The organism is Kitasatospora sp. NPDC033851 (assembly GCF_055576085.1).
This window is the reverse complement of sequence record NZ_JBVIRL010000001.1, coordinates 734,781-755,361: the sequence shown is the minus strand read 5'-3', so window position 1 is coordinate 755,361 and position 20,581 is coordinate 734,781. Positions and strand designations below refer to the sequence as shown.

At 73.7% G+C, this 20,581-nt stretch carries 22 protein-coding genes; 10 read left to right on the top strand and 12 right to left on the bottom strand.

Annotated features, from left to right (window positions below; genetic code table 11):
- Nucleotides 1-262: 262 nt before the first annotated feature.
- The 4 genes from ACZ51D_RS02935 (at nucleotide 263) to ACZ51D_RS02920 (ending at nucleotide 3,993) form a co-directional block, all read left to right on the top strand.
- A complete protein-coding gene (locus ACZ51D_RS02935; protein WP_465660979.1) occupies nucleotides 263-691 on the top strand; it encodes a hypothetical protein in 429 nt (142 codons plus the stop codon).
- Nucleotides 688-2,586, top strand: coding sequence for a GMC family oxidoreductase (locus ACZ51D_RS02930; RefSeq protein ID WP_465660977.1), 1,899 nt, complete (start codon nucleotides 688-690; stop codon nucleotides 2,584-2,586). The genes ACZ51D_RS02935 and ACZ51D_RS02930 overlap by 4 nt, the downstream gene beginning before the upstream one ends.
- The gene (locus ACZ51D_RS02925; RefSeq protein ID WP_465619573.1) at nucleotides 2,583-3,425 is read left to right on the top strand and encodes a hypothetical protein; all 843 of its coding nucleotides are present in this window, start codon (nucleotides 2,583-2,585) and stop codon (nucleotides 3,423-3,425) included. Before ACZ51D_RS02930 ends, ACZ51D_RS02925 begins: the two co-directional genes overlap by 4 nt.
- 103 nt (nucleotides 3,426-3,528) lie before the next feature.
- Complete coding sequence (locus tag ACZ51D_RS02920; protein ID WP_465619571.1) at nucleotides 3,529-3,993, top strand: hypothetical protein; 465 nt, start codon at nucleotides 3,529-3,531, stop codon at nucleotides 3,991-3,993.
- On the opposite strand, the gene ACZ51D_RS02915 is transcribed toward ACZ51D_RS02920, so the two are convergent.
- From ACZ51D_RS02915 to ACZ51D_RS02895, 5 genes are all read right to left on the bottom strand, one after another.
- The gene (locus ACZ51D_RS02915) at nucleotides 3,959-5,023 is read right to left on the bottom strand and encodes a bile acid:sodium symporter family protein (protein WP_465619569.1); all 1,065 of its coding nucleotides are present in this window, start codon (nucleotides 5,021-5,023) and stop codon (nucleotides 3,959-3,961) included. The genes ACZ51D_RS02920 and ACZ51D_RS02915 overlap by 35 nt on opposite strands.
- Before the next feature lie 101 nt (nucleotides 5,024-5,124).
- Entirely contained in the window at nucleotides 5,125-5,439 is a 315-nt protein-coding gene (locus tag ACZ51D_RS02910) for a hypothetical protein (protein WP_465619567.1), read from the bottom strand.
- Nucleotides 5,436-6,305, bottom strand: coding sequence for an isocitrate lyase/PEP mutase family protein (locus ACZ51D_RS02905; protein ID WP_465619670.1), 870 nt, complete (start codon nucleotides 6,303-6,305; stop codon nucleotides 5,436-5,438). Before ACZ51D_RS02905 ends, ACZ51D_RS02910 begins: the two co-directional genes overlap by 4 nt.
- Before the next feature lie 731 nt (nucleotides 6,306-7,036).
- Complete coding sequence (locus tag ACZ51D_RS02900; RefSeq protein WP_360491156.1) at nucleotides 7,037-7,903, bottom strand: class I SAM-dependent methyltransferase; 867 nt, start codon at nucleotides 7,901-7,903, stop codon at nucleotides 7,037-7,039.
- A 188-nt stretch (nucleotides 7,904-8,091) separates the two neighbouring features.
- Nucleotides 8,092-8,625, bottom strand: a complete 534-nt coding sequence (locus tag ACZ51D_RS02895; RefSeq protein ID WP_465660975.1) for a PadR family transcriptional regulator — start codon at nucleotides 8,623-8,625, stop codon at nucleotides 8,092-8,094.
- 224 nt (nucleotides 8,626-8,849) lie between these two features.
- Here ACZ51D_RS02895 and ACZ51D_RS02890 point away from each other — a divergent pair, with 224 nt between their 5' ends.
- Both ACZ51D_RS02890 and ACZ51D_RS02885 read left to right on the top strand, forming a co-directional pair.
- A complete protein-coding gene (locus ACZ51D_RS02890; RefSeq protein ID WP_465660973.1) occupies nucleotides 8,850-10,235 on the top strand; it encodes an MATE family efflux transporter in 1,386 nt (461 codons plus the stop codon).
- 98 nt (nucleotides 10,236-10,333) lie between these two features.
- The gene (locus ACZ51D_RS02885; protein ID WP_465660971.1) at nucleotides 10,334-10,861 is read left to right on the top strand and encodes a DinB family protein; all 528 of its coding nucleotides are present in this window, start codon (nucleotides 10,334-10,336) and stop codon (nucleotides 10,859-10,861) included.
- Here ACZ51D_RS02885 and ACZ51D_RS02880 read toward each other — a convergent pair.
- Entirely contained in the window at nucleotides 10,848-12,230 is a 1,383-nt protein-coding gene (locus tag ACZ51D_RS02880) for an MFS transporter (protein WP_465660969.1), read from the bottom strand. The two genes, ACZ51D_RS02885 and ACZ51D_RS02880, sit on opposite strands and share 14 nt — an antisense overlap.
- Complete coding sequence (locus tag ACZ51D_RS02875; protein ID WP_465619557.1) at nucleotides 12,227-12,817, bottom strand: TetR/AcrR family transcriptional regulator; 591 nt, start codon at nucleotides 12,815-12,817, stop codon at nucleotides 12,227-12,229. Before ACZ51D_RS02875 ends, ACZ51D_RS02880 begins: the two co-directional genes overlap by 4 nt.
- Nucleotides 12,818-12,890: 73 nt before the next feature.
- Here ACZ51D_RS02875 and ACZ51D_RS02870 point away from each other — a divergent pair, with 73 nt between their 5' ends.
- Nucleotides 12,891-13,085, top strand: a complete 195-nt coding sequence (locus tag ACZ51D_RS02870; protein WP_465619555.1) for a hypothetical protein — start codon at nucleotides 12,891-12,893, stop codon at nucleotides 13,083-13,085.
- A gap of 100 nt (nucleotides 13,086-13,185) precedes the next feature.
- Here ACZ51D_RS02870 and ACZ51D_RS02865 read toward each other — a convergent pair whose 3' ends face one another.
- Nucleotides 13,186-13,365 (bottom strand): antitoxin, encoded by a 180-nt coding sequence (locus tag ACZ51D_RS02865; RefSeq protein ID WP_360491135.1) that lies wholly within the window; start codon nucleotides 13,363-13,365, stop codon nucleotides 13,186-13,188.
- A 250-nt stretch (nucleotides 13,366-13,615) separates the two neighbouring features.
- Between ACZ51D_RS02865 and ACZ51D_RS02860 the strand changes: the two genes are divergently transcribed.
- Nucleotides 13,616-15,130, top strand: a complete 1,515-nt coding sequence (locus ACZ51D_RS02860) for a M28 family metallopeptidase (RefSeq protein ID WP_465661055.1) — start codon at nucleotides 13,616-13,618, stop codon at nucleotides 15,128-15,130.
- A 303-nt stretch (nucleotides 15,131-15,433) separates the two neighbouring features.
- A complete protein-coding gene (lpdA, locus tag ACZ51D_RS02855) occupies nucleotides 15,434-16,840 on the top strand; it encodes a dihydrolipoyl dehydrogenase (RefSeq protein WP_465619553.1) in 1,407 nt (468 codons plus the stop codon).
- Nucleotides 16,841-16,995: 155 nt separating this feature from the next.
- Here the strand turns inward: lpdA and ACZ51D_RS02850 are convergent, their stop codons facing one another.
- The 3 genes from ACZ51D_RS02850 to ACZ51D_RS02840 all read right to left on the bottom strand — a co-directional run bounded on the left by ACZ51D_RS02850 (nucleotide 16,996) and on the right by ACZ51D_RS02840 (nucleotide 19,426).
- Nucleotides 16,996-17,331 carry a GNAT family N-acetyltransferase gene (locus ACZ51D_RS02850; protein ID WP_360491129.1) on the bottom strand — a complete coding sequence of 112 codons (336 nt, stop codon included), beginning with the start codon at nucleotides 17,329-17,331 and terminating at the stop codon, nucleotides 16,996-16,998.
- Nucleotides 17,332-17,440: 109 nt separating this feature from the next.
- Nucleotides 17,441-18,496 carry an AI-2E family transporter gene (locus ACZ51D_RS02845; protein WP_360491126.1) on the bottom strand — a complete coding sequence of 352 codons (1,056 nt, stop codon included), beginning with the start codon at nucleotides 18,494-18,496 and terminating at the stop codon, nucleotides 17,441-17,443.
- Between the two features lie 363 nt (nucleotides 18,497-18,859).
- Nucleotides 18,860-19,426, bottom strand: coding sequence for a DUF6328 family protein (locus ACZ51D_RS02840; protein ID WP_465619667.1), 567 nt, complete (start codon nucleotides 19,424-19,426; stop codon nucleotides 18,860-18,862).
- 213 nt (nucleotides 19,427-19,639) lie between these two features.
- On the opposite strand from ACZ51D_RS02840, the gene ACZ51D_RS02835 reads away from it, so the two are divergent.
- Nucleotides 19,640-19,876, top strand: a complete 237-nt coding sequence (locus ACZ51D_RS02835; RefSeq protein WP_465660967.1) for a DUF6296 family protein — start codon at nucleotides 19,640-19,642, stop codon at nucleotides 19,874-19,876.
- Nucleotides 19,877-20,018: 142 nt separating this feature from the next.
- Here ACZ51D_RS02835 and ACZ51D_RS02830 read toward each other — a convergent pair whose 3' ends face one another.
- Nucleotides 20,019-20,243, bottom strand: coding sequence for a hypothetical protein (locus ACZ51D_RS02830; protein ID WP_465619551.1), 225 nt, complete (start codon nucleotides 20,241-20,243; stop codon nucleotides 20,019-20,021).
- Nucleotides 20,244-20,581: the final 338 nt, after the last annotated feature.

Here is a 20,581-nt window from a genome sequence, read left to right as displayed (position 1 = left end):
CGATCGCCGACCTTCGATGATCGAAAGCTGGCGTCATATGGGCGAACTGGGTGGGTGGCCGGTCGGCAGGTGATCAAGTCCGGGCAGATTCGGGCAACGGGTTTCCGGTGGTGAGTGCCGGCGGCAGGATCGCGGTGGCAGTTCCGGCCGTGCAGTGAGGCATGGGCGCTCCGGACCTGTCATGTCTTGGCCATCCGACTGGCCATTCGTTTCCCGGCCACCGGTTCCGTGGCCGTCCGCTGTCGATCGTGGGGGTGCCCGCGTGTCCGTGTCCGACGATCGTCCGGCCGACTTCGACCTGGCGCAGCACTGGGACCCCGTCGAGGCCGACGAGGCCGACGAGCTGGCCGACCCGGAGGAATTCCTGCGCGTCTGCGCCGAGCTGACCGGCTTCGACGTACCCGAGCTGCGCGCCACCGGCATGGCCGAGGAGCACCACCGCACCGTGCTGGCCCACCGGGTCCGCGACGAGCACGCCCTCGTCCACCTCTGGTACGTCGGTGCCTGGCCCGGCGAGGCACCCAGCTCCGCCCGTGCCCACGACCAGGGCCTGGTCTGGCGGACCTTCCGGGCCACCCCGCCCGGTGCTGCTGCGCCCGGGCACGGCAGCTGGGCCGGGGCACCCCGGAGCGGGGCGCCCCGGGCCGAGGCGCTCCTGGTCGAGGCACCCCGACGAGGCGAGGCCCGATGACCGCGCGCTGGGACGCCGTCGTCGTCGGCGCGGGCTTCGCCGGAACCCTGGTCGCCCACCACCTCGGCGCGCAGGGCTGGCGGGTGCTCGTCCTGGAGGCCGGCCGGGCCGCGCCCACCGGCGCCGAGGTCTCCGCCGCCCACCGCGCGGCCGGCGGTGGACCGCCCACCTCGCCCTACCCGCACAACCCCGAGGCGCCGTCCCCCGATGTCACCGACCTCACCGGTCTGCCCGACGGCGGCTTCACCGCCACCGGCCACCTGCGCCAGCACGGGCCGCTGCCGTACGCCAGCGGCTACCTGCGCGCCAATGGCGGCACCGGCCTGCTGTGGACCGGGCTCACCCCGCGCATGCACCCCGAGGACTTCCGCACCGGCGACCTCGGCCACGGCCGCAACTGGCCGATCGGCTACCACGACCTGGAGCCCCACTACCGCGCCGCCGAGCACGAACTCGGCGTCGCCGCCGACGCCGAGGCGCAGCGCAACGCCGTCGGACTGCCCATCCCGGACGACTACGCCTTCCCGATGCGCGCCATCCCCGCCAGCTTCCTCGACCGGCAGCTGGCCGACGTGCTCGACGGCCGGACCGTCCGCGACCCCGCGATGCCCGGTCCCGCCCGGCTCGCCGTCACCGCCACCCCGCACGCCCGCAACGGGGTGCCGACCGACGTGGTACCGGCCAGCGGGGTACCGACCCGCCCGGGCTCCGGTGACGGACCGCTCTGCGCGGGCAGCGCCGGCTGCGTCCCGGCCTGCCCGACCGGGGCCAAGTACACCCCGCTGCGCACCCAGGCCCGCTGGGCGGCCGGAGTGGAGCTACGCACCGAGGCGGTGGTCAGCCGGGTGCTCGCCGACCCGGAGAGCGGGCGGGCCGGGGGAGTCGAGTACCTGTCCGGCGGCACGGCCCACCGGGTGGAGGCGGACCTGGTGGTCCTCGCCGCACACGCGATCGAGAACGCCCGGCTGCTGCTCCTCTCCGGCCTGGCCAACCGCAGCGACCAGGTCGGCCGGAACCTCATGGATCACCCGGCCCTGCTCACCTGGGGCCTGATGCCCCGCCCGGTCGGCCCCTACCGGGGACCCGGTTCGACCAGTGGCCTGGAGGCCTTCCGCTTCGGCCCGGGCCGTGACCGCCGGGCACCGTTCCGGATCGAGATCGGCAATTGGGGCTGGTCCTGGGCCGGCGGTGCGCCCGAGGCCGAGGCGGCCGCGCTGATCGCCGGCGGCCCGCACGGCAGGGGACTGCGCGGCAAGGAGCTGCGCGAGCGCCTCGGCGACCGGCTCGGCCGCCAGTTCTCGCTCCAGTTCGAGCTGGAACAGCCCGCCGACCCGGCCAACCGGGTCACCCTCGACCCGGCGCGGCGCGACCCGCTCGGCCTCCCCGCACCGGCCGTCCGCTACGACCTCTCCGATTACGTCCGCGAGGGCATGGCCTCCGCCCGGGCCGTCTCCGACCAGCTCTTCGCCCTGCTCGGCGCCGAGGACCACACCACCTACCCGGCGGGCGCCTGGCCGGGCCGGCTGGAACACCGGGGAGCCGTCCACGGCTACCGGGGCGCGGGCCACGCCGGCGGCACCCACATCATGGGCGACTCGCCCGCCACCTCCGTCGTCGACCACTGGCAGCGCTGCTGGGACCACCCCAACCTGTACGCCGTCGGCTGCGGCTCGATGCCCTCGCTCGGCACCTCCAACCCCTCGCTCACCATGGCCGCGCTCGCGCTGCGCAGCGCCGAGCGGATGCACCGGGACCTGCTGGAGCTGCACCGCCCGGCGGTGGTGGCACCCCCGCCGGCCGTCACGCCCCCGCCCGCCGTCACACCCCCGACTGTGGTCACGTCCTCGGCCAACGCCCGTACCCCCGAACCTCCTTCGCCCTCGGAGCCCTCATGACCGGCCTGCCGCTGCCGCCCGTACCGGAGCCCTACCACCTGCCCTTCCACTACGGCGCGCTGCACAACATCGGCGTCGACTACCTGGTCGATCGCGAACGGGCGCGCGAACTGCTCGGCAAGCGCCACCCCGGGCTGAACGCCGCCGCCTTCGACGGCGGGGCGTGCGTGTCGCTCAACTACCAGCTCTACTTCGCCCAGTACCCGAACGGCGGCGGTATCACCCAGGAGCTGGAGATCAACCTGGTCGCCCACCCGGTGTTCGCCGAAGACCGGATCCCGGCCGTCAACTACGGCCAGTACGCCCGGGGTTACGACCAGACCAAGCTGCTCGGCATCGCCCGCCTGCACGTGCTCTGCGACAACCCGCTGGCCATCGACGCCGGACGCCGGCTCTACGCCGAGCCCAAGCACCCGGGCTGGTTCGAGACCACGCTGCCCTCCCTCAACGCGCCCGCCGTGCGCGAACGCTGGTCCGTCTCCTGCCGCCGCGCCACCCTCGGGCCTGACGGTCTGGACCGCCACGACGAGGAACTCCTCGCCCTGGACGTCAACCTGGTCGGTCTCACCGCCGAACCGGTCAACAACACCCCGATCACCGGCTACGGCACCGACGACGAGGGCAAGCTGCTCGCCGGTCCGCTCAACGTCTACCAGCCCTACCGCTACTACGCGCTGGACGACCGCACCGCCGACCGCGTCCGGCTCGACCTCGGCAACCCCGCCGAGGAGTCCGCCCGCGACCTCGCCCACCTGATCGCCGACGCCCCGGCCGCCGGGGTCTGGACCTACCAGTCCCCGCCGGTCGCCGCCCACAACCGCGCCTACTACGTCCGATGACGACCGACCACGTCACCATGGCCATGGTCATGGTGACGTGGTCGGCCCGGCGTCTCGGCCGGGAGCCTGAGGGCCGGTCGGCCTGTTAGGGTCGCGCCTCGACATGGACGACACCCATCAGCAGGACGACGTCGAGGCGCTGCGCCGGCTGCACGACGGCGGGGACTACCGCCGACTGGCCGAACGGACCTCGAACCCGGACGTGCTGCGCCAAGTGGCCAGGGGCGAGTACCCGTTCGTCTGGCATGCGATCGCCCGGAACGCCGCCGCGCCAGCCGACCTGTTGGCCGCGCTCGCCCTCCGACGGCACAGCACCTGGAACGACAACCACCTGCTGCTGTTGCTCGCCGTCCACCCCGCCCTCACCGGTGCGGCCCTGGACGGGCTGGTCGACCTGGTGGCCGAACGGCTGAGGGAGGGCGACCGCCCGTACGCGGCGGTGCTGGAGCTGACCCGACGGCCGGAGCTGCCGGCCGAGCGGCTGCGCCGACTGGGACACCTGCCCGGGGCCTCGACCCGGCTGCGCCGGGGGATCACCCGGGCGCTGGCGGCGCGCCCGGACCGGTGAGCGCGGCCGGCGCCTGCCCGTTGAGTGGAGCTGTGGCGGCAGTGGTGGCAGTGGCAGTGGCAGTGGCTACGGCGGGGGCCCGGGACCAGTGCCCGGCGAGGACCGTGCCGACGACCAACTGGAGCTGGTGGTAAAGCATCAGCGGCAGCACCAGTACCCCCGCCTCCGGCCCGAACAGGACGGTGGCCATCGGCAGCCCGTTGGCCAGGCTCTTCTGCGAACCGCATAGCACCGCCGCGATACGGGCCGCCCGGTCGAGCCCCAGCAGTCGCGCCCCGAGCCCGGTGGCGGCCAGGGCGGCGGCGAGCAGGGCGAGGAGCACCGCGAGGAGCCCGAACAGGGCGGCGGGAGTGGCCAGGCTCCAGATGCCCCGGGCCACCGCCGCGCTGAACGCCGTGTAGACCACGAGCAGGATCGAACCGCGATCCACCGGGGTCAGCCCCCGTTTGTGGCGGGCCAGGAAGCCGCCGATCCACGGCCGCAGCACCTGCCCCAGCAGGAACGGTGCGAGCAGTTGCAGCCCGATCCGCAGCAGCCCGTCAGCGGACAGCTCGGCGTGTGAACCCAGCAGGCAGGCCGCCAGCAGCGGGGTGAGGACCAGCCCCGCGAGGCCGGAGTAGGTGCCCGCGCAGATCGCCGCCGGGACATTGCCCCCGGCGCTGCCGGTGAGCGCCACCGAGGACTGCACCGTCGAGGGCACCAGGCAGAGGAACAGCACCCCGGTCTGCAACTGCCCGGTCAGCGGCACCGGCGTGAGCAGCGTGGTGGCCAGCCCGAGCAGGGGAAAGAGGCCGAAGGTGGCGGCCAGCACCAGCCCGTGCAGCCGTAGGTGCCGCAGCCCGGCCAGCGTCTCGCGCGTGGAGAGACGGGCGCCGTAGAGGAAGAACAGCAGCACCACCGCGAGGTCGCAGGCCGCCTCGGCGACCCGCGCCGACCCGCCCGAGGCCGGGAAGAGCGCAGCCAGGCCGACCGTCCCGGCCAGCGCCGCCAGGTACGGATCGAGCCACCGAGGCCGCAGCCGACGTGGCACCGCCCGACGTGGCACCGGCCGACGCGCCCGAAGCCCGTTCCTCCGTCCCCCGGGCGGTCGTTCCTGCCGTCCCTGCCGCTTCGAGTCGGCCGGACGGTCGCTCACGGGCCGCCTCCCGCCACTGGGCGGAGCGCGGGCCCGGCCGACGAACCCGGCCCCAGGACACCGCCCACCAGCGAGCCCGCGCCGTCGTGGTCGCTGCCCGCCGAGCCGCTGCCGTTCTGGACATTGGCCGTCCGGTCGATCTCGAGCCAGGAGTCCGCGTGGGAGTTGTCCACGACCGTGATCAGACTGCCGGCGGCCGCGGGTGCGACCCCGCCCGCGAGCACAGCGCACGCCCCGGCCAGCCCCAGCGCGCCGGCCCGCAGGACGGCAGCCGCCGAGGGCGGGGCGGGCCCGCGAGGCCCGGCCCTCACGCCGTCACCGCCGTCAGCCCCCGGGAGCGGGAGATGTTCCGCTCCAGCAGCTCGGTGGACTCCCGCACGCCGATCTGCCGGCTCTCCTCGGCTGCGGCGGGCAGTCGCCCATCGGCGACCTTCAGCCCGGCCAGCGCCTCCTCCATCGCCCGGTGCGCGGCGAACAGACAGGGCGTGCTGTAGATGGCCACGTCCACCCCCAGCTCCGTCAGCTCCGAGAGCGAGAGCCGGGGGGACTTGCCGCCGCCGATCTGGTTGAACAGCAGCGGCTTGTCGCCGACCACCGCGCGGATCCGGCGGATCCACGCCTCGCTGCGCACGCCGTCGACGAGCACCACGTCGGCGTCCGTGGCGGCGAGCGCCCGGGCACGGCGCAGGATGTCGTCCTCCTCGGTGGCGTCGGTGCGGGCGACCACCACGAGGTCCGTCCGGTTGGCGAGGACGAGCTCCAGCTTCGCCAGGTACTCCTCCAGCGGGAGGACCTGCTTGCCGTCCGCGTGACCGCAGCGGCGCGGCCGCTTCTGGTCCTCCAGGATCACGCCCGAGGCGCCGATGCGTTCAAGCCGGCGCACGACATGGCAGGCCACCTCGGGATCGACGTACCCGTCGTCGATGTCCACCAGCAGGTGGTGCAGGGGGAACGCGCCGCGCAGCCGCTCGACGAAGGCGACCATGTCCGGCCAGGCGATGAAACCGATATCGGGCAGCCCGTAGTAGGAGGCCGCGAAGCCGAAGCCGGAGACGAACATGCCGTTGTAGTGCTCGGCCGCGATGGAGGCCGAGTACATGTCGTAGACGCCGATCAGGGGCGTGGTGCCGGGGCCCGCGATCTCCTCGCGGAGCCGCTGCCCGGGGGCGTCCGCCATCGTGATTCCGTGGAACAAGGCCTTCTCCTCACCTGGGATGACTTTGCCTGGACTTGGTGTTCGCTAGACCAAACTGAGGCGTCATCACTATGCGCCCTTTAATGTTCCGTGGGCAAATCTTTAAAGGAGATTCCCCCGTTGGAGTGAAGGCCTTTTGAAAATACGTCAGGCGTAAAAGAAGCTCATCGGCCCAACCCTCCGCCCAGCCCTCCGCCCACCTATCCGCCCACCCACCCATCCGTCACCACGGGACCCGTTCGAGCGGCAGCAGGGCGCCCGCACGCTGCAGGCCGGATTGGACGTGCGCTCCTCGGCCGCTACGGGCGCGCGGCCGGGCCGGCGCCGACCGGTGTCGGCGTCGGGCTGATGGGCCCCGGCGATGGGCGCGGCGGTGTTCGCGGCGCTGCCGCCGGAGCGGGCGGGCCTGGCCGTCGGGGTCGTGGCGACGTTCCGTCAGCTGGGGCAGGCCCTGGGGGTCGCGGCGTTCGGCGTGCTGTTCCGGCAGGGCGGCGCCGCGCCGTTCGAGGGCCTGAACCTCCTCCTGGTGGCCGCCGCGGCGGCGGGGATCCTCGGCTCGGTCCTCGCCTACGTGTTCGTGCCGGCGTCGGCGGCACCGGTGTGGCAGCCGACGCCGACGGCGGAGCGGGCGCCGACCCCGGCCCGCCCCCACTGGGCGGCGGACGTGGCGGACGGGACAGCAGGAGTGAAACGGATGGCCGGCCCGTCGGGGCTCAGGCGCGCGGCGGCGGCACGGCACGCCGCTCGCGCAGCGTCCGGAGCATCCGGCGGGTCGCCTTGGTGGCGACGGGGGGCAGCAGCTCCAGTGCCAGTCGGCGCGAGGCGGAGCGCTGGACCGGGGCCTTGACCCGGTAGTTGAGGCGCGGCACGCGTGCCCCGGCGATGGTGTCCTCGTCCACCGTGTAGCCCTCGGCCCGCCAGTCCCGCTCCAGGAGGACCTGCCGGGCGGCCGCGGCGTCGCCCCAGGTGCCGTAGAACTTCATCGGGGTGAGCAGCACCGGCTGCAGTCCGCCGGTGAAGACCGCCTCCCAGACTGCGGCCGAGACGCCCGGGGTGTGCTCGGAGCGGTAGTCGTCCAGGGCGATCAGGCCGTCCTGGGTGAGCGCGGCCCGCGCCACGGTGATGTCCCCGGCGACGTGTTCGTACAGGTGGGAGGCGTCGACGTGGACGAACCGGCAGCTGCCCGCCGGGATCCGGCCGTCGGCAAGCGCCGAGGTGGGCGCCTGCACGATCTCGGGCAGCTCGTGGTGGAAGGCCAGGTAGTTGGACTCGAAGGCGCTGCGGGTCAGTGTCTTGCGGTAGGACATGGCCATCTCGGCGGCGTTGTCGTCGTCGCCCGCCTCGGAGTCGAACAGGTCGCAGACCGTCAGCCGTTCGCCCGGCCGCAGGTGGTCGCCGAGCAGGACGGCGCTGCGGCCCAGGTAGCTGCCGAGTTCCAGGATGTCGCCGGTGACGCCGGCGGCGCTCTGGGCGGACAGCAGATGGCTGAAAGCAGCCCGATCGAGACTGAAGAACCAGCCGGGGATGTCGTCGCGCTGCAGCGGCACGGGACGGGCGGTTGCGGTCTCGGCAGTGGGCACGGCGGCCTCCAGGGGGACGGCGGGGCGCGGTGGCGGGTCACGCCGCGGAGGGACGCCGAGGACGTGAGGCGGATCATCATAGCCACGCCGGGGCCCGGTGGAACCAGGTCCGGAGGAACCTGATTCCGGTTGTTCGCTCGGTCGTTCGAGCGGGTGGGGCTATGGGGGCTGCCAGGGGCTGCGGGGCGCTACCGGGGCTCTTCCAGCTCCGCGATGGTCTCCTCCAGCCAGGTCCGTTCGGCCGCCGAGGAGGCCCGGGCGACGAGCAGCATCCCGCGCCGGAAGGGGTTGGGCTCGCGCTCGGCGGTGACCGGTCGGCCGTCGCCGTCGTAGAAGAAGCTGCTCGGCGCGGTCAGGAAGGCCAGTCGGCGGCGGAGGACGGCGGCCTGCCGGGGTGGGTCGGCGAGGTGGTGCAGGAACGTGGTGAGCGTGAAGAAGCGGATCTGGTCGGTGATCTCGACCTGCTCCGGGTCGGCCAGCCGCCGGAGCAGTTCGGCCCGGCCGTCCTCGGTCGGCTCCAGGGTCTGGCGCGGCGCGGCACCGGTGCCCGGTTCGGTGCGGCGGGACAGCAGGCCGGCCTTCTCCAGTCGTGCGATGGCGGGGTAGAGCGCGCCGTCGCTGACCGGGCGGATGTGGCCGGTCAGGCCGGTGATCCGGGACTTGAGCTCGTAGCCGTGCAGCGGCTCGTCGTACAGGAAGCCGAGGATCGCGAGGGTCAGCACGGTCGAAGCCCTTCCGTCGGAGTGCGCCCGGTGGAGCGGCCATGCTACCTCTTGCCGATATACCTCGATCCGATGTATCTCTATTCGAGGTTGCCGCCCAGGCCTCCGGTCCACGCCTCCGGTCCACACCCGAGGCCTCCGCACCAAGCCCGAGGTCCCGGACCATTCCGAGGCCCCGGCCCAGGTCCGGGCACGGCTTCGGGCGGCGGAACAGGGGAGGAATCATGCGCGGGCATCTGTCCCGACTCACGGCGCTCGCCGTACCCGTCTACGCGGAACTGCTGTCCGGGGTGATCGCCTCGGTGATCGGCACCCTCTGGGTGGCCGGCCTCGGCGGGGCCGCGGTCGCCGCCGTCACACTCGCCGGAACCGTCGAGAACCTGCTGCTCGGGCTCGTCCTGGTGGTCGGCTCCGGTACCAGCGTCCGGCTCTCCCGCGCCCTCGGCGCGGGCGATCACGCCGAGGCCGCCCGGACCACCCGGGCCGCCTGGCGGCTCTGTACCGCCGGAAGCCTCGCGCTCGCCGTCCCCGGCTTCCTGCTGCGCGACCGGCTGGCGGGGGCCTTCCTGGACGGCGAAGCCGCCGCCCGCGCCGCCGAGTACCTCGCCGTGGCCCTCCCGGCCTTCCCGCTGTTCTTCGGCCAGCGCGTCGCCGACGAACTGTTCAAGGGGGCGGGCGACACCCGCACCCCGATGCGGATCGCCCTGCTCTCCAACGCGCTGCTGCTCGCCCTCGACCCCCTGCTGATCCTCGGCGCCGGCCCGCTGCCCGGCCTCGGTGTACCGGGCGCGGCGCTGGCCCTGACGGCCTCGCGGGCGATCGCCTTCGCCGTCACGCTGCGCCTGCGGGGACGGCTGCGGGTACGCCTGCCGGGACGGCCGGCGCCGGCGCCGGCGCCGTCGGCGCGGACCGCCGGTCTCGCCGGGGGAGTGCGCGCGGCGGCGGTGCGGATCGTGCGCGCGGGAGCGCCGTTCAGTCTGGACTTCACGGCCCGGATGGCCGTCGGCGCGGCCCAACTCGGGCTGGTGGCGGGCTTCGGCGTCGCGGCGGTGGCCGGGTACGGTGTCGGCTACCGCGTGCTGCTCGTCGTCACCATGGCCTTCTACGCGCTGCGCCAGGCCGCCGCGATCGAGGCCGCCCGTCTCGCCGGCGCGGGGGAGACCGGCGCGCTGCGCACCCTGCGCCGCGACACCGGACGCCTCGCCGCGCTGCTCGGTGCCGTGGCGGCGCTGCTGTCCGCGACGCTCGCCGCCCCGCTGACCGCGCTCTTCACCGACGACCGGGCGGTGGCGGCGCAGTCCGTCGGCTTCCTGCGGATGGCAGCGCTCTACCTCCTTCCGTACGCCCTGGTGGTGGCCCTCGGCGGCGTCCACCAGGCAGCGGGCGCCGGCCGCCCGCTGGTGCTCGCCGTGCTGCTCGGCCTCGGCGCCCAACTCGCCACCTCGGCGGTGCTGTCGGGGCCGATGGGGGTGTCGGGCGTGTGGCTCGGCCCGGCAGTGGGCGCGGCGCTGCAGCTCGCGCTGCTGTCGGCCCTCGTGGGGCGTCGGGCGGCGTCGGCGCCGGCCCCGATGGCGGCCGACGAGCCGCAGGTGCGTCAGCCGGTCGAGTGAAGGGCGGCGGCGTGGACGCTCGTCAACTCGCCGCCGTGGCCGGCGCGGAGGGCCCGTGCCGGGTGTGGTCCCCCGTCGGCTGTGCCAGAGTGGCGGGCATGGGTTCCACTCCGGACGGGCGGCCGATTCCGCCCGCGCACGCTGACGAACGCGCCATGCTGGAAAGCTGGTTGGACTTCCAGCGGGCCACGCTCGGCCGGAAGGTCGCCGGGCTCGACGACCGCCAGGTGCGGCGGGCGGCCGTGCCCCCGTCGACGATGACCCTGCTGGGCCTGGTGCAGCACCTCGCCGAGGTCGAACGCACGTGGTACCAGCGGGTGTTCGCGCGCCGGGAGGTGCCGCCGGTGTACGGCGCGGACAATCCGGACGGGTACGGGCTGGACCAGGCGCGGGGGTTGGCCGAGGCGCTCGCGGACTGGCAGGCGGAGGTCGAGTACGGGCGCAAGCTGACCGCGGGAGCGTCCCTGGACGCGGCAGGCCCGCTCATCGCGCAGGCGGCGGCGGTGATCGGTTCGGAGACCGTCTCGCTGCGCTGGATCCTGTTCCACCTGATCGAGGAGTACGCCCGCCACAACGGCCACGCCGACCTGCTCCGCGAGTGCATCGACGGGGTCACGGGCGTGTGACGAACTCCCGTTCCCGGTCGGTCGGTTGGCCGGGAAGTCGGGCGGCGAGCAGCGTTCCCGCCGCCGCCACGGCGGCCATGGCCAGCGCGGCGGGCGCCGGCGCCGTGCCGGGCTCGGTGCGGCCGGCGGCGGTGGTGGCGAGCGCGATGCCCAGAGCCGGGCCGATGTTCAGCGCGGTCTGCTGCAGGCCGCCCGCGACGCCCGCCTCGGCGGTGGGTGCGCCCCGGATCACCATCGCGGTGGCCGTGGCCATCACCGCGCCGAAGCCCGCACCCGGCAGCAGGAAGCAGACGGCGATGGCGACGGTCCCCGAACCGGGGCCGAGCCGGGCGGTCAGCAGCGCGCCCGACGTGACCAAAGACATCCCCACCAGCACCACGGTCCGCTCACCGTGACGCTTCGCCAGCCGGGCCGAGGCCGCAGCCGCGAGGATCATCGCCACCGCGAGCGGCGCCGCCCGCAGGGCGCTCTGCAGCGGGTCGAGCCCCAGGACGTCCTGCAGGTAGTACGTCGCCGGGAAGAGCGCGCCCTGGAGTGCCGCCGAGGCCGCGAGCAGGACGCCGAGCGGCGGCGCGACCGACGGTGAGCGGAGCAGAGCGGGCGGCAGCAGCGGACGGGCGGTGCGCCGCTCGTGCCGGGCCAGCGCCACGGCGAGGGCGGCGGCCGCCGCGAGCCCGAGCGCCGTGGTCGCCGACCACCCGGAGTCGGGCAGGGCGACCAGGGTCTGCACGAGGCAGGCCAGAGCCAGTGCGAGCAGCGCCGCGCCCGGCAGGTCGAGCCCGCCGTCCCGTACGGCCGCCTCGGGGCGTTCCGTGGACGGCACCGCGAGGACCGACAACAGCGCGGCCCCGGCGGGCAGCAGGCCGAGCAGGAAGACCGACCGCCAGCCGAAGTGCGCGGTGAGCGCCCCGCCGACCAGCGGTCCGGCCGCCGCCGCGAGCCCGATCGCCGCCGTGCGCACCGCGATCGCGCCGGCCAGCCGCTCGGCGGGCCAGGCGGCGCGCAGCATGCCGAGGGTGGCCGGCTGCAGCAGCGCGCCCGCCACGCCCTGGACCACCCGCAGGGCGATGACCCAGCCGATGCCGGGCGCCAGGGCGATCCCGGCCGAGCACGCGGCGAAGCCCGTCACGCCGAGGGTGAAGACCCGCCGGTGCCCGTAGCGGTCGCCGACACGCCCCGCGAAGACCAGCAGCGCGGCGACGGTGACGAGGTAGCCGGTGCCGGTCCACTGGACGGCGGCGACGGAGGCGTGCAGGTCGTGCTGGAGGACGGGCCGGGCGACGGTCAGCACGGTGCCGTCGAGGGCGACCAGCGCGGCACCGGTGATGCTCGCGGCGAGGGTGAGCCGACGGCGCGGCCGCGCCGTCACCGGTCGGCCGGGCCGAGGTGGGCGTCCAGGGCGGCGCGCAGCAGCGGCTCGATGTCCTCGCTGCCGGTGATGAGCCGCAGGCTGCCCCAGGCGCGCAGTTGGGCGAGGCCGTGCAGGTTGGACCACAGGGCGGCGGTGGCGGCGGCCGGATCGTCGCAGTCCGGGTGCACCTCGGCGACCAGGCCGACGAAGGTGAGGAACAGCGGCACGGTGGTGCGGCGCAGCTCCGCGCCGCTGCCCTCCAGCAGGTCGTGACGGAACATCAGCTCGAACATGCCGGGGCCGGCGGCCGCGAAGCCGAGGTAGGCGCGGGCGAGCGCGTCGAGGCGGCTGCGGGCATCGGCCCCGGTGGCGGCGGCGAGGGCGTCGGCGCCGGCCAGGGTGTCGGTGAGCCTGCCGAAGCCCTTTTGCGCGATGGCGGCGAGCAACTCGCGGTGGGTGGGGAAGTAGCGGCGGGGCGCTCCGTGCGAGACCCCGGCGTGGCGGGCGATCTCGCGCAGGCCGAGCGCCTGGACGCCCCCGGTGGCCACCAGTTCGACGCCTGCGGCCACCAGTCGGGCCCGGAGGTCCCTTTCCTGATCAATCACGGACACTGTCTACCAGTCGGCTGTAGACAGTGTCTACTCGCCTTTGTGGGGGTGCCCGGGCAGAATCGGCGGCATGGACGAAGGCGGCGAATCGGCCTGCTGGCTGGACCGGGTGTGCCCGGAGTGCGGACGGCTGCTCGAGCGGCCCGGGCCGGAACCGTGCGAGAACTGCGCCGCCACCGAGGACGACACGCCGCGCGAGGACGAGACACCGCGCGAGGACGAGACACCGCGCGAGGCCGTGCGGCCCGAACCCCGCGACCGCTGACCCTGCGAACGGCGAACCCCGGGCCGGCCGACGAGCGGCCGGCCCGGGGTGGTGGACACGGAGGGGGCCGGGGCCCGGTCCGCGTGTCGGCTCCGGCCGGCTACTGGGGCGGCGGCTGGTCGCGGAACTGGTTCTTCGCCTGCTCCTGGGCGGCGTCCACCTGGCCGCTGTACTTGCCCTGGGTGCGTTCGTCGACGGTGTCACCCGCGTGGTCGACGGCCTTGTCGGCTTGCTCCTCGTGGCCTTTCAGCAGGCTCTTGAGCTTATCCATCATGGACATGTGGTCACACTCCTGGATGAGACGGCCCCACTCCTCCAATATCACCGTGCATCCCCTTCCGCGCATCCCGCGGGGTGCGCGGCGGGCTTGGCAACGCGATTCCGGTCCTGTCAAATCGTGAGTTCACGGCCCGTCGGAAGGAGTCGCCTTGAAGCTGCGCACCCGTCGCTCGACCACCCCGCTCGACCGCTCCACCCGGTACGACCGCACCAACCGGCTCGACAGCGCCACCCCGTTATCGCGCCCGCGGATCGCCGCCACCCGCCGCGGTGCGGGTGCCGCGCTGACCGTCGCCGCCCTGGTCGGCCCGCTGCTGCTGGCCGGTGCCGGGAGCGCCGCCGCCGACCCGGACCCGGCGCGCAAGGGCGCCAGGCTGGCCGCCCGGCTGGTCGAGGCGAGCGATGCGGAGAGCGCCCGCGGCACCCTGGCCGCGCTGCAGCGGATCGCCGACCGCAACGGCGGTACCAGGGTGGCCGGTTCGAAGGGCCACGAGCAGTCCGCGCAGTACGTCTACGAGCAGGCGCGGCGCGCGGGGCTCAAGGTGTCCAAGCAGGAGTTCGAGTACACCTTCTTCGAGGCCGGTACGCAGCGCCTCGACGTGGTGTCCCCGAAGGCCGAGTCCGTGCCCGTGGTCGCCATGACGTACTCGGTGAGCGGCCCGGAGGCGGGCCTGACCGCCGAGTTGGCGGTCTCCCCGGTCAGCGCCACCACCGGCTGCGCACCCACCGACTACCCGGCGGGCGGGTTCACCGGCAAGGTCGCCCTGATCCGGCGCGGCGGGTGCAGCTTCGCCCAGAAGCAGGCCGCCGCGGCGGCAGCGGGCGCGGTCGGGGCGCTCATCTACAACAACACCGTGGGCGACCTCAGCGGGACCCTCGGGGACCCGACGGCCGGGAAGGTCCCGACCGGCGGGATCACCCAGGCCGCCGGCGAGGCCCTGGCCGCCGAGGCAGCCGCCGGGCCCGTCCGGGTGACCCTCGACATCCGCACTGTCATGGAGCCGCGCAAGACCTGGAACGTCATCGCCGAGACCCGCGGCGGCGACCCGAACAACACCGTGATGGTCGGAGCGCACCTCGACTCCGTCCCGGCCGGGCCCGGCATCAACGACAACGGCTCCGGCTCGGCCGGCATCCTCGAGGTCGCGCGCAACCTCACCGTCCACCCGGTGAAGAACAAGGTCAGATTCGCCTGGTGGTCCGCCGAGGAGTTCGGCCTCAAGGGCTCCGAGGCGTACGTGAAGTCACTCTCCGAGGCGGACCAGAAGAAGATCCGGCTCTACCTCAACTTCGACATGATCGCATCCCCCAACTACGCGCAGTTCGTCTACAACGGCTCCGGCAGCGCCGGTGGCGGCGCCGGCCCCGACGGCTCGGCGCAGATCGAACGGGACATCACCGGCTACCTGGACGGCCTCGGCCTGCCGCACGACCCGAGCGCCTTCGACGGCCGCTCCGACTACGGTCCGTTCATCGACGCGGGCATCCCGGCCGGCGGCACCGACACCGGCGCCGAGAAGATCAAGTCCCCGGAGCAGGCGGAGCGTTACGGCGGCACGGCGGGCACCGCCTTCGACTCCTGCTACCACAAGGCCTGCGACAACCTGGGCAACATCGACATGGACGCCTTCGACGTCAACATCGACGTGATCGCCCACGCCGTCGGCACCTATGCCTGGGACCTCTCCTCGCTACAACGGCCCGTACCGGCCGGGAAGGCGGCGGCCGCCGGCGCGAGCGGCCACACCCACGGCGTGACGGCCTGACGCCCGGGTGGGCCCGCTGCCGTCCTCGGGCGGCGGGCCCACTCGCCCGCCGTACCCACCGTGCCTGCCGCGCCTGCCGTGCATGCCGCGCCCGAATTCGCCATCGGCCCCCTCCCCTCCGTCATCACCCCTGGTGGACGTCGGTGCGGTCACCGTAGCGGAGACCACTGACAATCCGGCCCCGCGGCCTGTACGGTGCCGCGCGGAGCGCATCCACCGAGACCCGGTGGGTGCGCCGCGCAAGGTCCTGCCACCATGGGACCGAGATCACGACACCGTGACACCCTCGGAGGAGTCAGCAACATGAGCACGCACTACGACGTCGTCGTCCTCGGCGCGGGCCCCGGCGGCTACACCGCCGCCGTCCGCTCGGCCCAGCTGGGCCTCAAGGTCGCGGTCATCGAGGCCAAGTACTGGGGTGGCGTCTGCCTCAACGTCGGCTGCATCCCCTCCAAGGCCCTGCTGCGCAACGCCGAGCTGGCCCACATCTTCACCAAGGAGGCCAAGACCTTCGGCATCAAGGTCGAGGGCACGGTGACCTTCGACTTCGGCGAGGCCTTCCGCCGCAGCCGATCGGTGGCCGACGGCCGGGTCAAGGGCGTCCACTACCTGATGAAGAAGAACGGCATCACCGAGTACGACGGCTGGGGCACCTTCGTCGACGACCACACCCTGCAGGTCGCGCTCAGCGGCGGCGGCTTCGAGGTCGTCACCTTCGACCACTGCGTCATCGCCGCCGGCGCCACCACCCGCCTGCTGCCCGGCACCAGCCTCAGCGACCGCGTGGTCACCTACGAGGAGCAGATCCTCACCGAGCAGCTGCCGGAGAGCATCATCATCGCGGGTGCCGGCGCGATCGGCGTCGAATTCGCCTACGTGCTGCACAACTACGGCGTGAAGGTCACCATCGTCGAGTTCCTCGACCGCGTGGTGCCGCTGGAGGACGTCGAGGTCTCCACCGAACTCGCCAAGCAGTACCGCAAGCTGGGCATCGAGGTGCTGACCTCCACCCGGGTCGAGTCGATCGACGACAGCGACCCGAACGCCAAGGTCCGCGTCACCGTCACCAAGGACGGCGAGCAGAAGGTGCTGGAGGCCGACAAGGTGCTCCAGGCGATCGGCTTCGCGCCGCGCGTCAACGGCTACGGCCTGGAGAACACCGGGGTCAAGCTGACCGACCGCAACGCCATCGCGGTGGACGGCCGCGGCCGCACCAGCGTCGACCACATCTACGCGATCGGCGACGTCACCGCCAAGCTGATGCTCGCGCACGCCGCCGAGACCATGGCCGTCATCGCCGCCGAGACCATCGCCGGGGCGGAGACCATGGAGGTCGACTTCGCCATGATCCCGCGCGCCACCTACTGCCAGCCGCAGATCGCCTCCTTCGGCTACACCGAGGCGCAGGCCCGCGAGCTGGGCTACGACGTCAAGGTCGCCAAGTTCCCGTTCACCGCCAACGGGAAGGCCCACGGCCTCGGCCACCCGATCGGCTTCGTCAAGGTCATCAGCGACAACAAGCACGGCGAGCTGCTCGGCGCCCACCTGATCGGCCCCGAGGTCACCGAGCTGCTGCCCGAGCTGACGCTGGCCCAGCAGTGGGACCTGACCGTCCACGAGGTCGCCCGCAACGTGCACGCCCACCCGACCCTGGGCGAGGCGGTCAAGGAGGCCATCCACGGCCTCGCCGGTCACATGATCAACATGTGACCGACCGCTCCTGACACCCGCCGCGCCCCGTCGAGCGACTGCTCGATGGGGCGCGGCAGGTCCGGGGCGGGGCCGGGGAGGTTGCTGCTCAGGGCCAGGCCAGGCCAGGGCCAGGGAAGGCCAGGCCAGGCCCGCCCGCGTACTGCGTGGGCCCGTCAGTAGAGCTCGGTGCGCAGCCAGCTCTTGACCTCGGGGGTGACCGGGTCGGTGATGTCGGTGAACTCGTCGTGCTTGGTGAGGAACTTGGCGACGTACGGGCAGATCGGCACGATCCGCTTCCCGGCCGCGCGCACGTCGCTCAGTGCCTCCTGGACGAGGCGGGAGGCGAGGCCCTGGCCAGCGAAGGCGTCGTCGATCTCGGTGTGGAAGAAGACGCGCTGCTCCTCGTGGTCCCGGTACTCGGTGAAGCCGGCGAGCTTGCCGTCCACGAGGATCTCGTACCGGTGCCGCTCGTCCGCGCGCTCGACGACGGTGCTGGTGGGAGTGGTCACGGTGGGGCCCTTCGGTCGTGCGGAATGTCACTGAAGTCGATCATGGGCATCCTGTCAGGCCACCCCCGCGCGGGCCATCCCCCCGCGCTCCCGGGCTGAGCCCTGCGGGTCAGCGCCCGCGGGGGCGGTGGCTCCGCTGTTCGCGCAGTTCGCCGATCACCGCCCAGGCGACCGACACCACCGGCACCGCCACCACCGCGCCCAGGACGCCGGCCAGCACGGCGCCGCCGATCACCGACAGGGCGATGACGACCGGGTGGATCCGCACCGACCAGCCGAGCACCAGCGGGTGCAGCAGGTGGCCCTCGATCTGGCCGATGATCACGATCAGGGCCAGCACCAGCAGGGCGATCACCGGGCCGCGGGCCGCCAGGGCGACCAGGGAAGCGATGGCCAGGGCGATCGGCGAGCCGATCAGCGGAACGAGCGCCGCCACGAACTCCAGCACCATCAGCGGCAGGACCAGTGGCACCCCCAGGATCGCCAGGGCGATGCCGACCAGGATCGCGTTGGTCGCCGCCACGATCAGCACGCCGCGGGTGTAGCCCGCGAAGGTGCGCCAGGCCGCGCGCCCGGCCCCGTCCCAGACCGAACGGCTGCGGGCCGGCAGCTGCCGCTGGGCCCAGGACCACATCCGGTCGCCGGAGTGCAGGAAGAACACCGAGCAGAACACCGCGAGCGCGAGCCCGGTGACCAGTTCGACGGCCCGGCCGGCGCCGCTGAGCGCGGTGCTGACCAGCGTCGAGCGGTGGGCGGCGATGAAGTCGCCGATCTTGGACCGCAGGTCGGTGACGGTGCCGGGCCTCAGGTGGAAGGGGGCGCCGGTCAGCCAGCGGTCGATCCGGCCGAGGCCGCCGCGCAACTCGTTGCCGAGCCGACTCCACTCGTCGGCGACGGTCGTCCCGACCAGCGTCAGGACCCCGCCGATCACCGCGAGGGTGACGAGGAAGGCGAGCAGGACGGCCAGCGAGCGGGGCATCACCCTGGCCAGCAGGTCGACCAGCGGGCGCAGGACCGAGGTGATGACCAGAGCCACGAACAGTGCGATGACCGGTACTTCGAGCCGGGCGAGGACGTCGACGGCCAGGTAGGCACCGACGCCGAGCAATCCCAGCCGCCAGGTGTACCCGGCGGCCGTCCGCAGCCCGGCGGGGACGCGGTCCACGGAGGGCGCGTTCCCGGGCGGCCCGGCCGGGCCGCTGCGACGCCGCGCCACCCGAGGGCGGCGGCTGCCGAGCGGTACGGCCCGCCGAGGGCGGGGGCTCACCGGCTCCTCACCCCGACGACCCGGTCATGCGGCCTGCTCGTGCTGGACCCGCAGCGGCCGCGGGCATCGCACCGCGGGCTCGTCGCGCTCATGGAAGCCATCCCGGATGGAAGTCCTGCTCCCGGCGTCCCTCTCGGCATCTCTCTCCCAGCGTCTCTCCGGCAGCGTCTCTCTGGCCGGGGCCTTCGTGCACCTGTCGCATTCCGCATGCCTGCCGGACGCCTGCCGTACGCGGCCCGTGCGCCGCGGTCCGTACCCACGTCACTGCGGGGGGTCGCGCGGGGGCCGGTCGGCCCCGGGTTCGGCAGACGGCGGGCCGGGCGCCCCGTTGTGGCGGTGCAGGTGCAGGACGGGGAGGAGTAGCCAGGAGGACGCGAACCAGAGCATGACGGCGCCCGCGATCCAGCCCGAGGAGGCCGAGTCGCCGGTCGCGACCCGGAGCAGGAGCAGCAGCGCGGAGCCGATGGTCAGCGCCAGCAGGACCAGGCCGGTGGCCACCAACCGGGCGGCTGCGTCCACCAATTGGGGTTTGAGACGGCGACCGGCGAAGATCCGGTGGTAGGCGACCGGGGCGGTGAGCGCGCCGGTGGCGAGGGTGCCGAGGATGACGGTGGCCACGTACAGCCCGTGGTCGAAACCGCCGAGCTGGGCGAAGCGGGGCATGAAGACCACGCTCAGCAGGAAGCCGAAGAGCACCTGCGAACCGGTCTGGGCGACGCGGACCTCCTGGAGCAGGTCGCTCCAGCGACGGTCCGCCCGTTCGTCGGGCGACTCCTGCCGACCGGTCCGGGGTCGGCCGACGCGGCCGTTGGCGCTGGTATCCGGCATGGTCATGGGATCGCCTCCGCCTCCTGTCCACCGGTGCGTGTAGCCGCGCCAGGCCGGGGCAAACGCGGAGCGGGATCCACCGGTCGTCCCGTGAGACCGACGTCTGTCCGCAGGCGCAGTCCCGGCACCCGCCCGCGGACCAATGGTGCGCATACAAGCGACCTGGTCGGGAGGACAATCGGTGACACAGGGTGGGGAGAGAAGGAGGCCGTGATGAGAAGCCTCACGCGCCACTACGCGGTGACGCTCCCCGGCCCGATCGGCGCGCACGCTCCACCGGCCGTCGTCGTCGTTCACGAGACGCACGCGGAGGGGCCCGACGGAGGCCTCGTCTGGGAGAGCGCGGACGGCGGACTCCGGGTGGAGATCACCGGAGAGGTGGCCACCGTCCTCGCGGCTCCGGGAGTCGACAGCCGGCACCCGTGCCTGCCGGCCGTGCCGCTGCCGTGACGGACGAACGCCATGACGAGGACGGTGACGGGCGGTGACGAACCAGGACCGTGACGGGCGAGGACCGCGACGGACCAGGACCGCGACGAGTGACGCATGACGAGCGACGCGTGACGAGCGTGACGAATGCCGCAACGGACCGTTACCGGGCGCTGGCCGCCAAGGCCTCGCGCACGGTGACCAAGCAGGGATCGCAGTACCGGTCCGGCTCGGCCGAACCGGTACCGTCCCCCGCCGGGACGACGCGCTGGGACGGTTCGAGGAACCGCCCGCACAGCGACGATGTCGCGTCGTCCTTCGCCACCACGTGCCACACCACGGCGGGCGGGGACACCGCCGGGTCGTGCTCGGCCCACATCTCGTACACGGCGTTACCTCCGGATCGCTGGGGCTCGGTCAGTCCATGCAACCTCGGAGCCTCCCGAACGGCCACCGGGCCAGACCCGGTGGGATGGTTGTGGCGCCGGTGGAGCCGGACGCCGGTCCCCGCGTCGGATGCCCGGCCCGTGTTGTACGCCGTGGCGGCCCCCGGACGGAGCAACCGGTCCGCCGCCGCCCGCGTCCACGCCCCGTTCGACGGCGGCACCTGCCCGGCCGGGCCGCGCCGCTTCGCGTGGGGTCCGAGCCGCAGCCGTACGGCCGGCTGGGGCCCTCGTTCCTCGCGGCCCGAGTTCATGACCGCCTGACCACCCTGGGAACGCGAAC

Bases quoted from the DNA above. Each gene is read 5' to 3' on its own strand.
- ACZ51D_RS02925 (WP_465619573.1), top strand. From the start codon at position 2,583: ATGACCGGCCTGCCGCTGCCGCCCGTACCGGAGCCCTACCACCTGCCC.
- ACZ51D_RS02885 (WP_465660971.1), top strand. From the start codon at position 10,334: ATGGGTTCCACTCCGGACGGGCGGCCGATTCCGCCCGCGCACGCTGAC.
- ACZ51D_RS02890 (WP_465660973.1), top strand. From the start codon at position 8,850: ATGCGCGGGCATCTGTCCCGACTCACGGCGCTCGCCGTACCCGTCTAC.
- ACZ51D_RS02905 (WP_465619670.1), bottom strand. From the start codon at position 6,305: ATGGCGGACGCCCCCGGGCAGCGGCTCCGCGAGGAGATCGCGGGCCCC.
- ACZ51D_RS02835 (WP_465660967.1), top strand. From the start codon at position 19,640: ATGAGAAGCCTCACGCGCCACTACGCGGTGACGCTCCCCGGCCCGATC.
- ACZ51D_RS02920 (WP_465619571.1), top strand. From the start codon at position 3,529: ATGGACGACACCCATCAGCAGGACGACGTCGAGGCGCTGCGCCGGCTG.
- ACZ51D_RS02870 (WP_465619555.1), top strand. From the start codon at position 12,891: ATGGACGAAGGCGGCGAATCGGCCTGCTGGCTGGACCGGGTGTGCCCG.
- ACZ51D_RS02840 (WP_465619667.1), bottom strand. From the start codon at position 19,426: ATGCCGGATACCAGCGCCAACGGCCGCGTCGGCCGACCCCGGACCGGT.
- ACZ51D_RS02930 (WP_465660977.1), top strand. From the start codon at position 688: ATGACCGCGCGCTGGGACGCCGTCGTCGTCGGCGCGGGCTTCGCCGGA.
- lpdA (WP_465619553.1), top strand. From the start codon at position 15,434: ATGAGCACGCACTACGACGTCGTCGTCCTCGGCGCGGGCCCCGGCGGC.
- ACZ51D_RS02865 (WP_360491135.1), bottom strand. From the start codon at position 13,365: ATGTCCATGATGGATAAGCTCAAGAGCCTGCTGAAAGGCCACGAGGAG.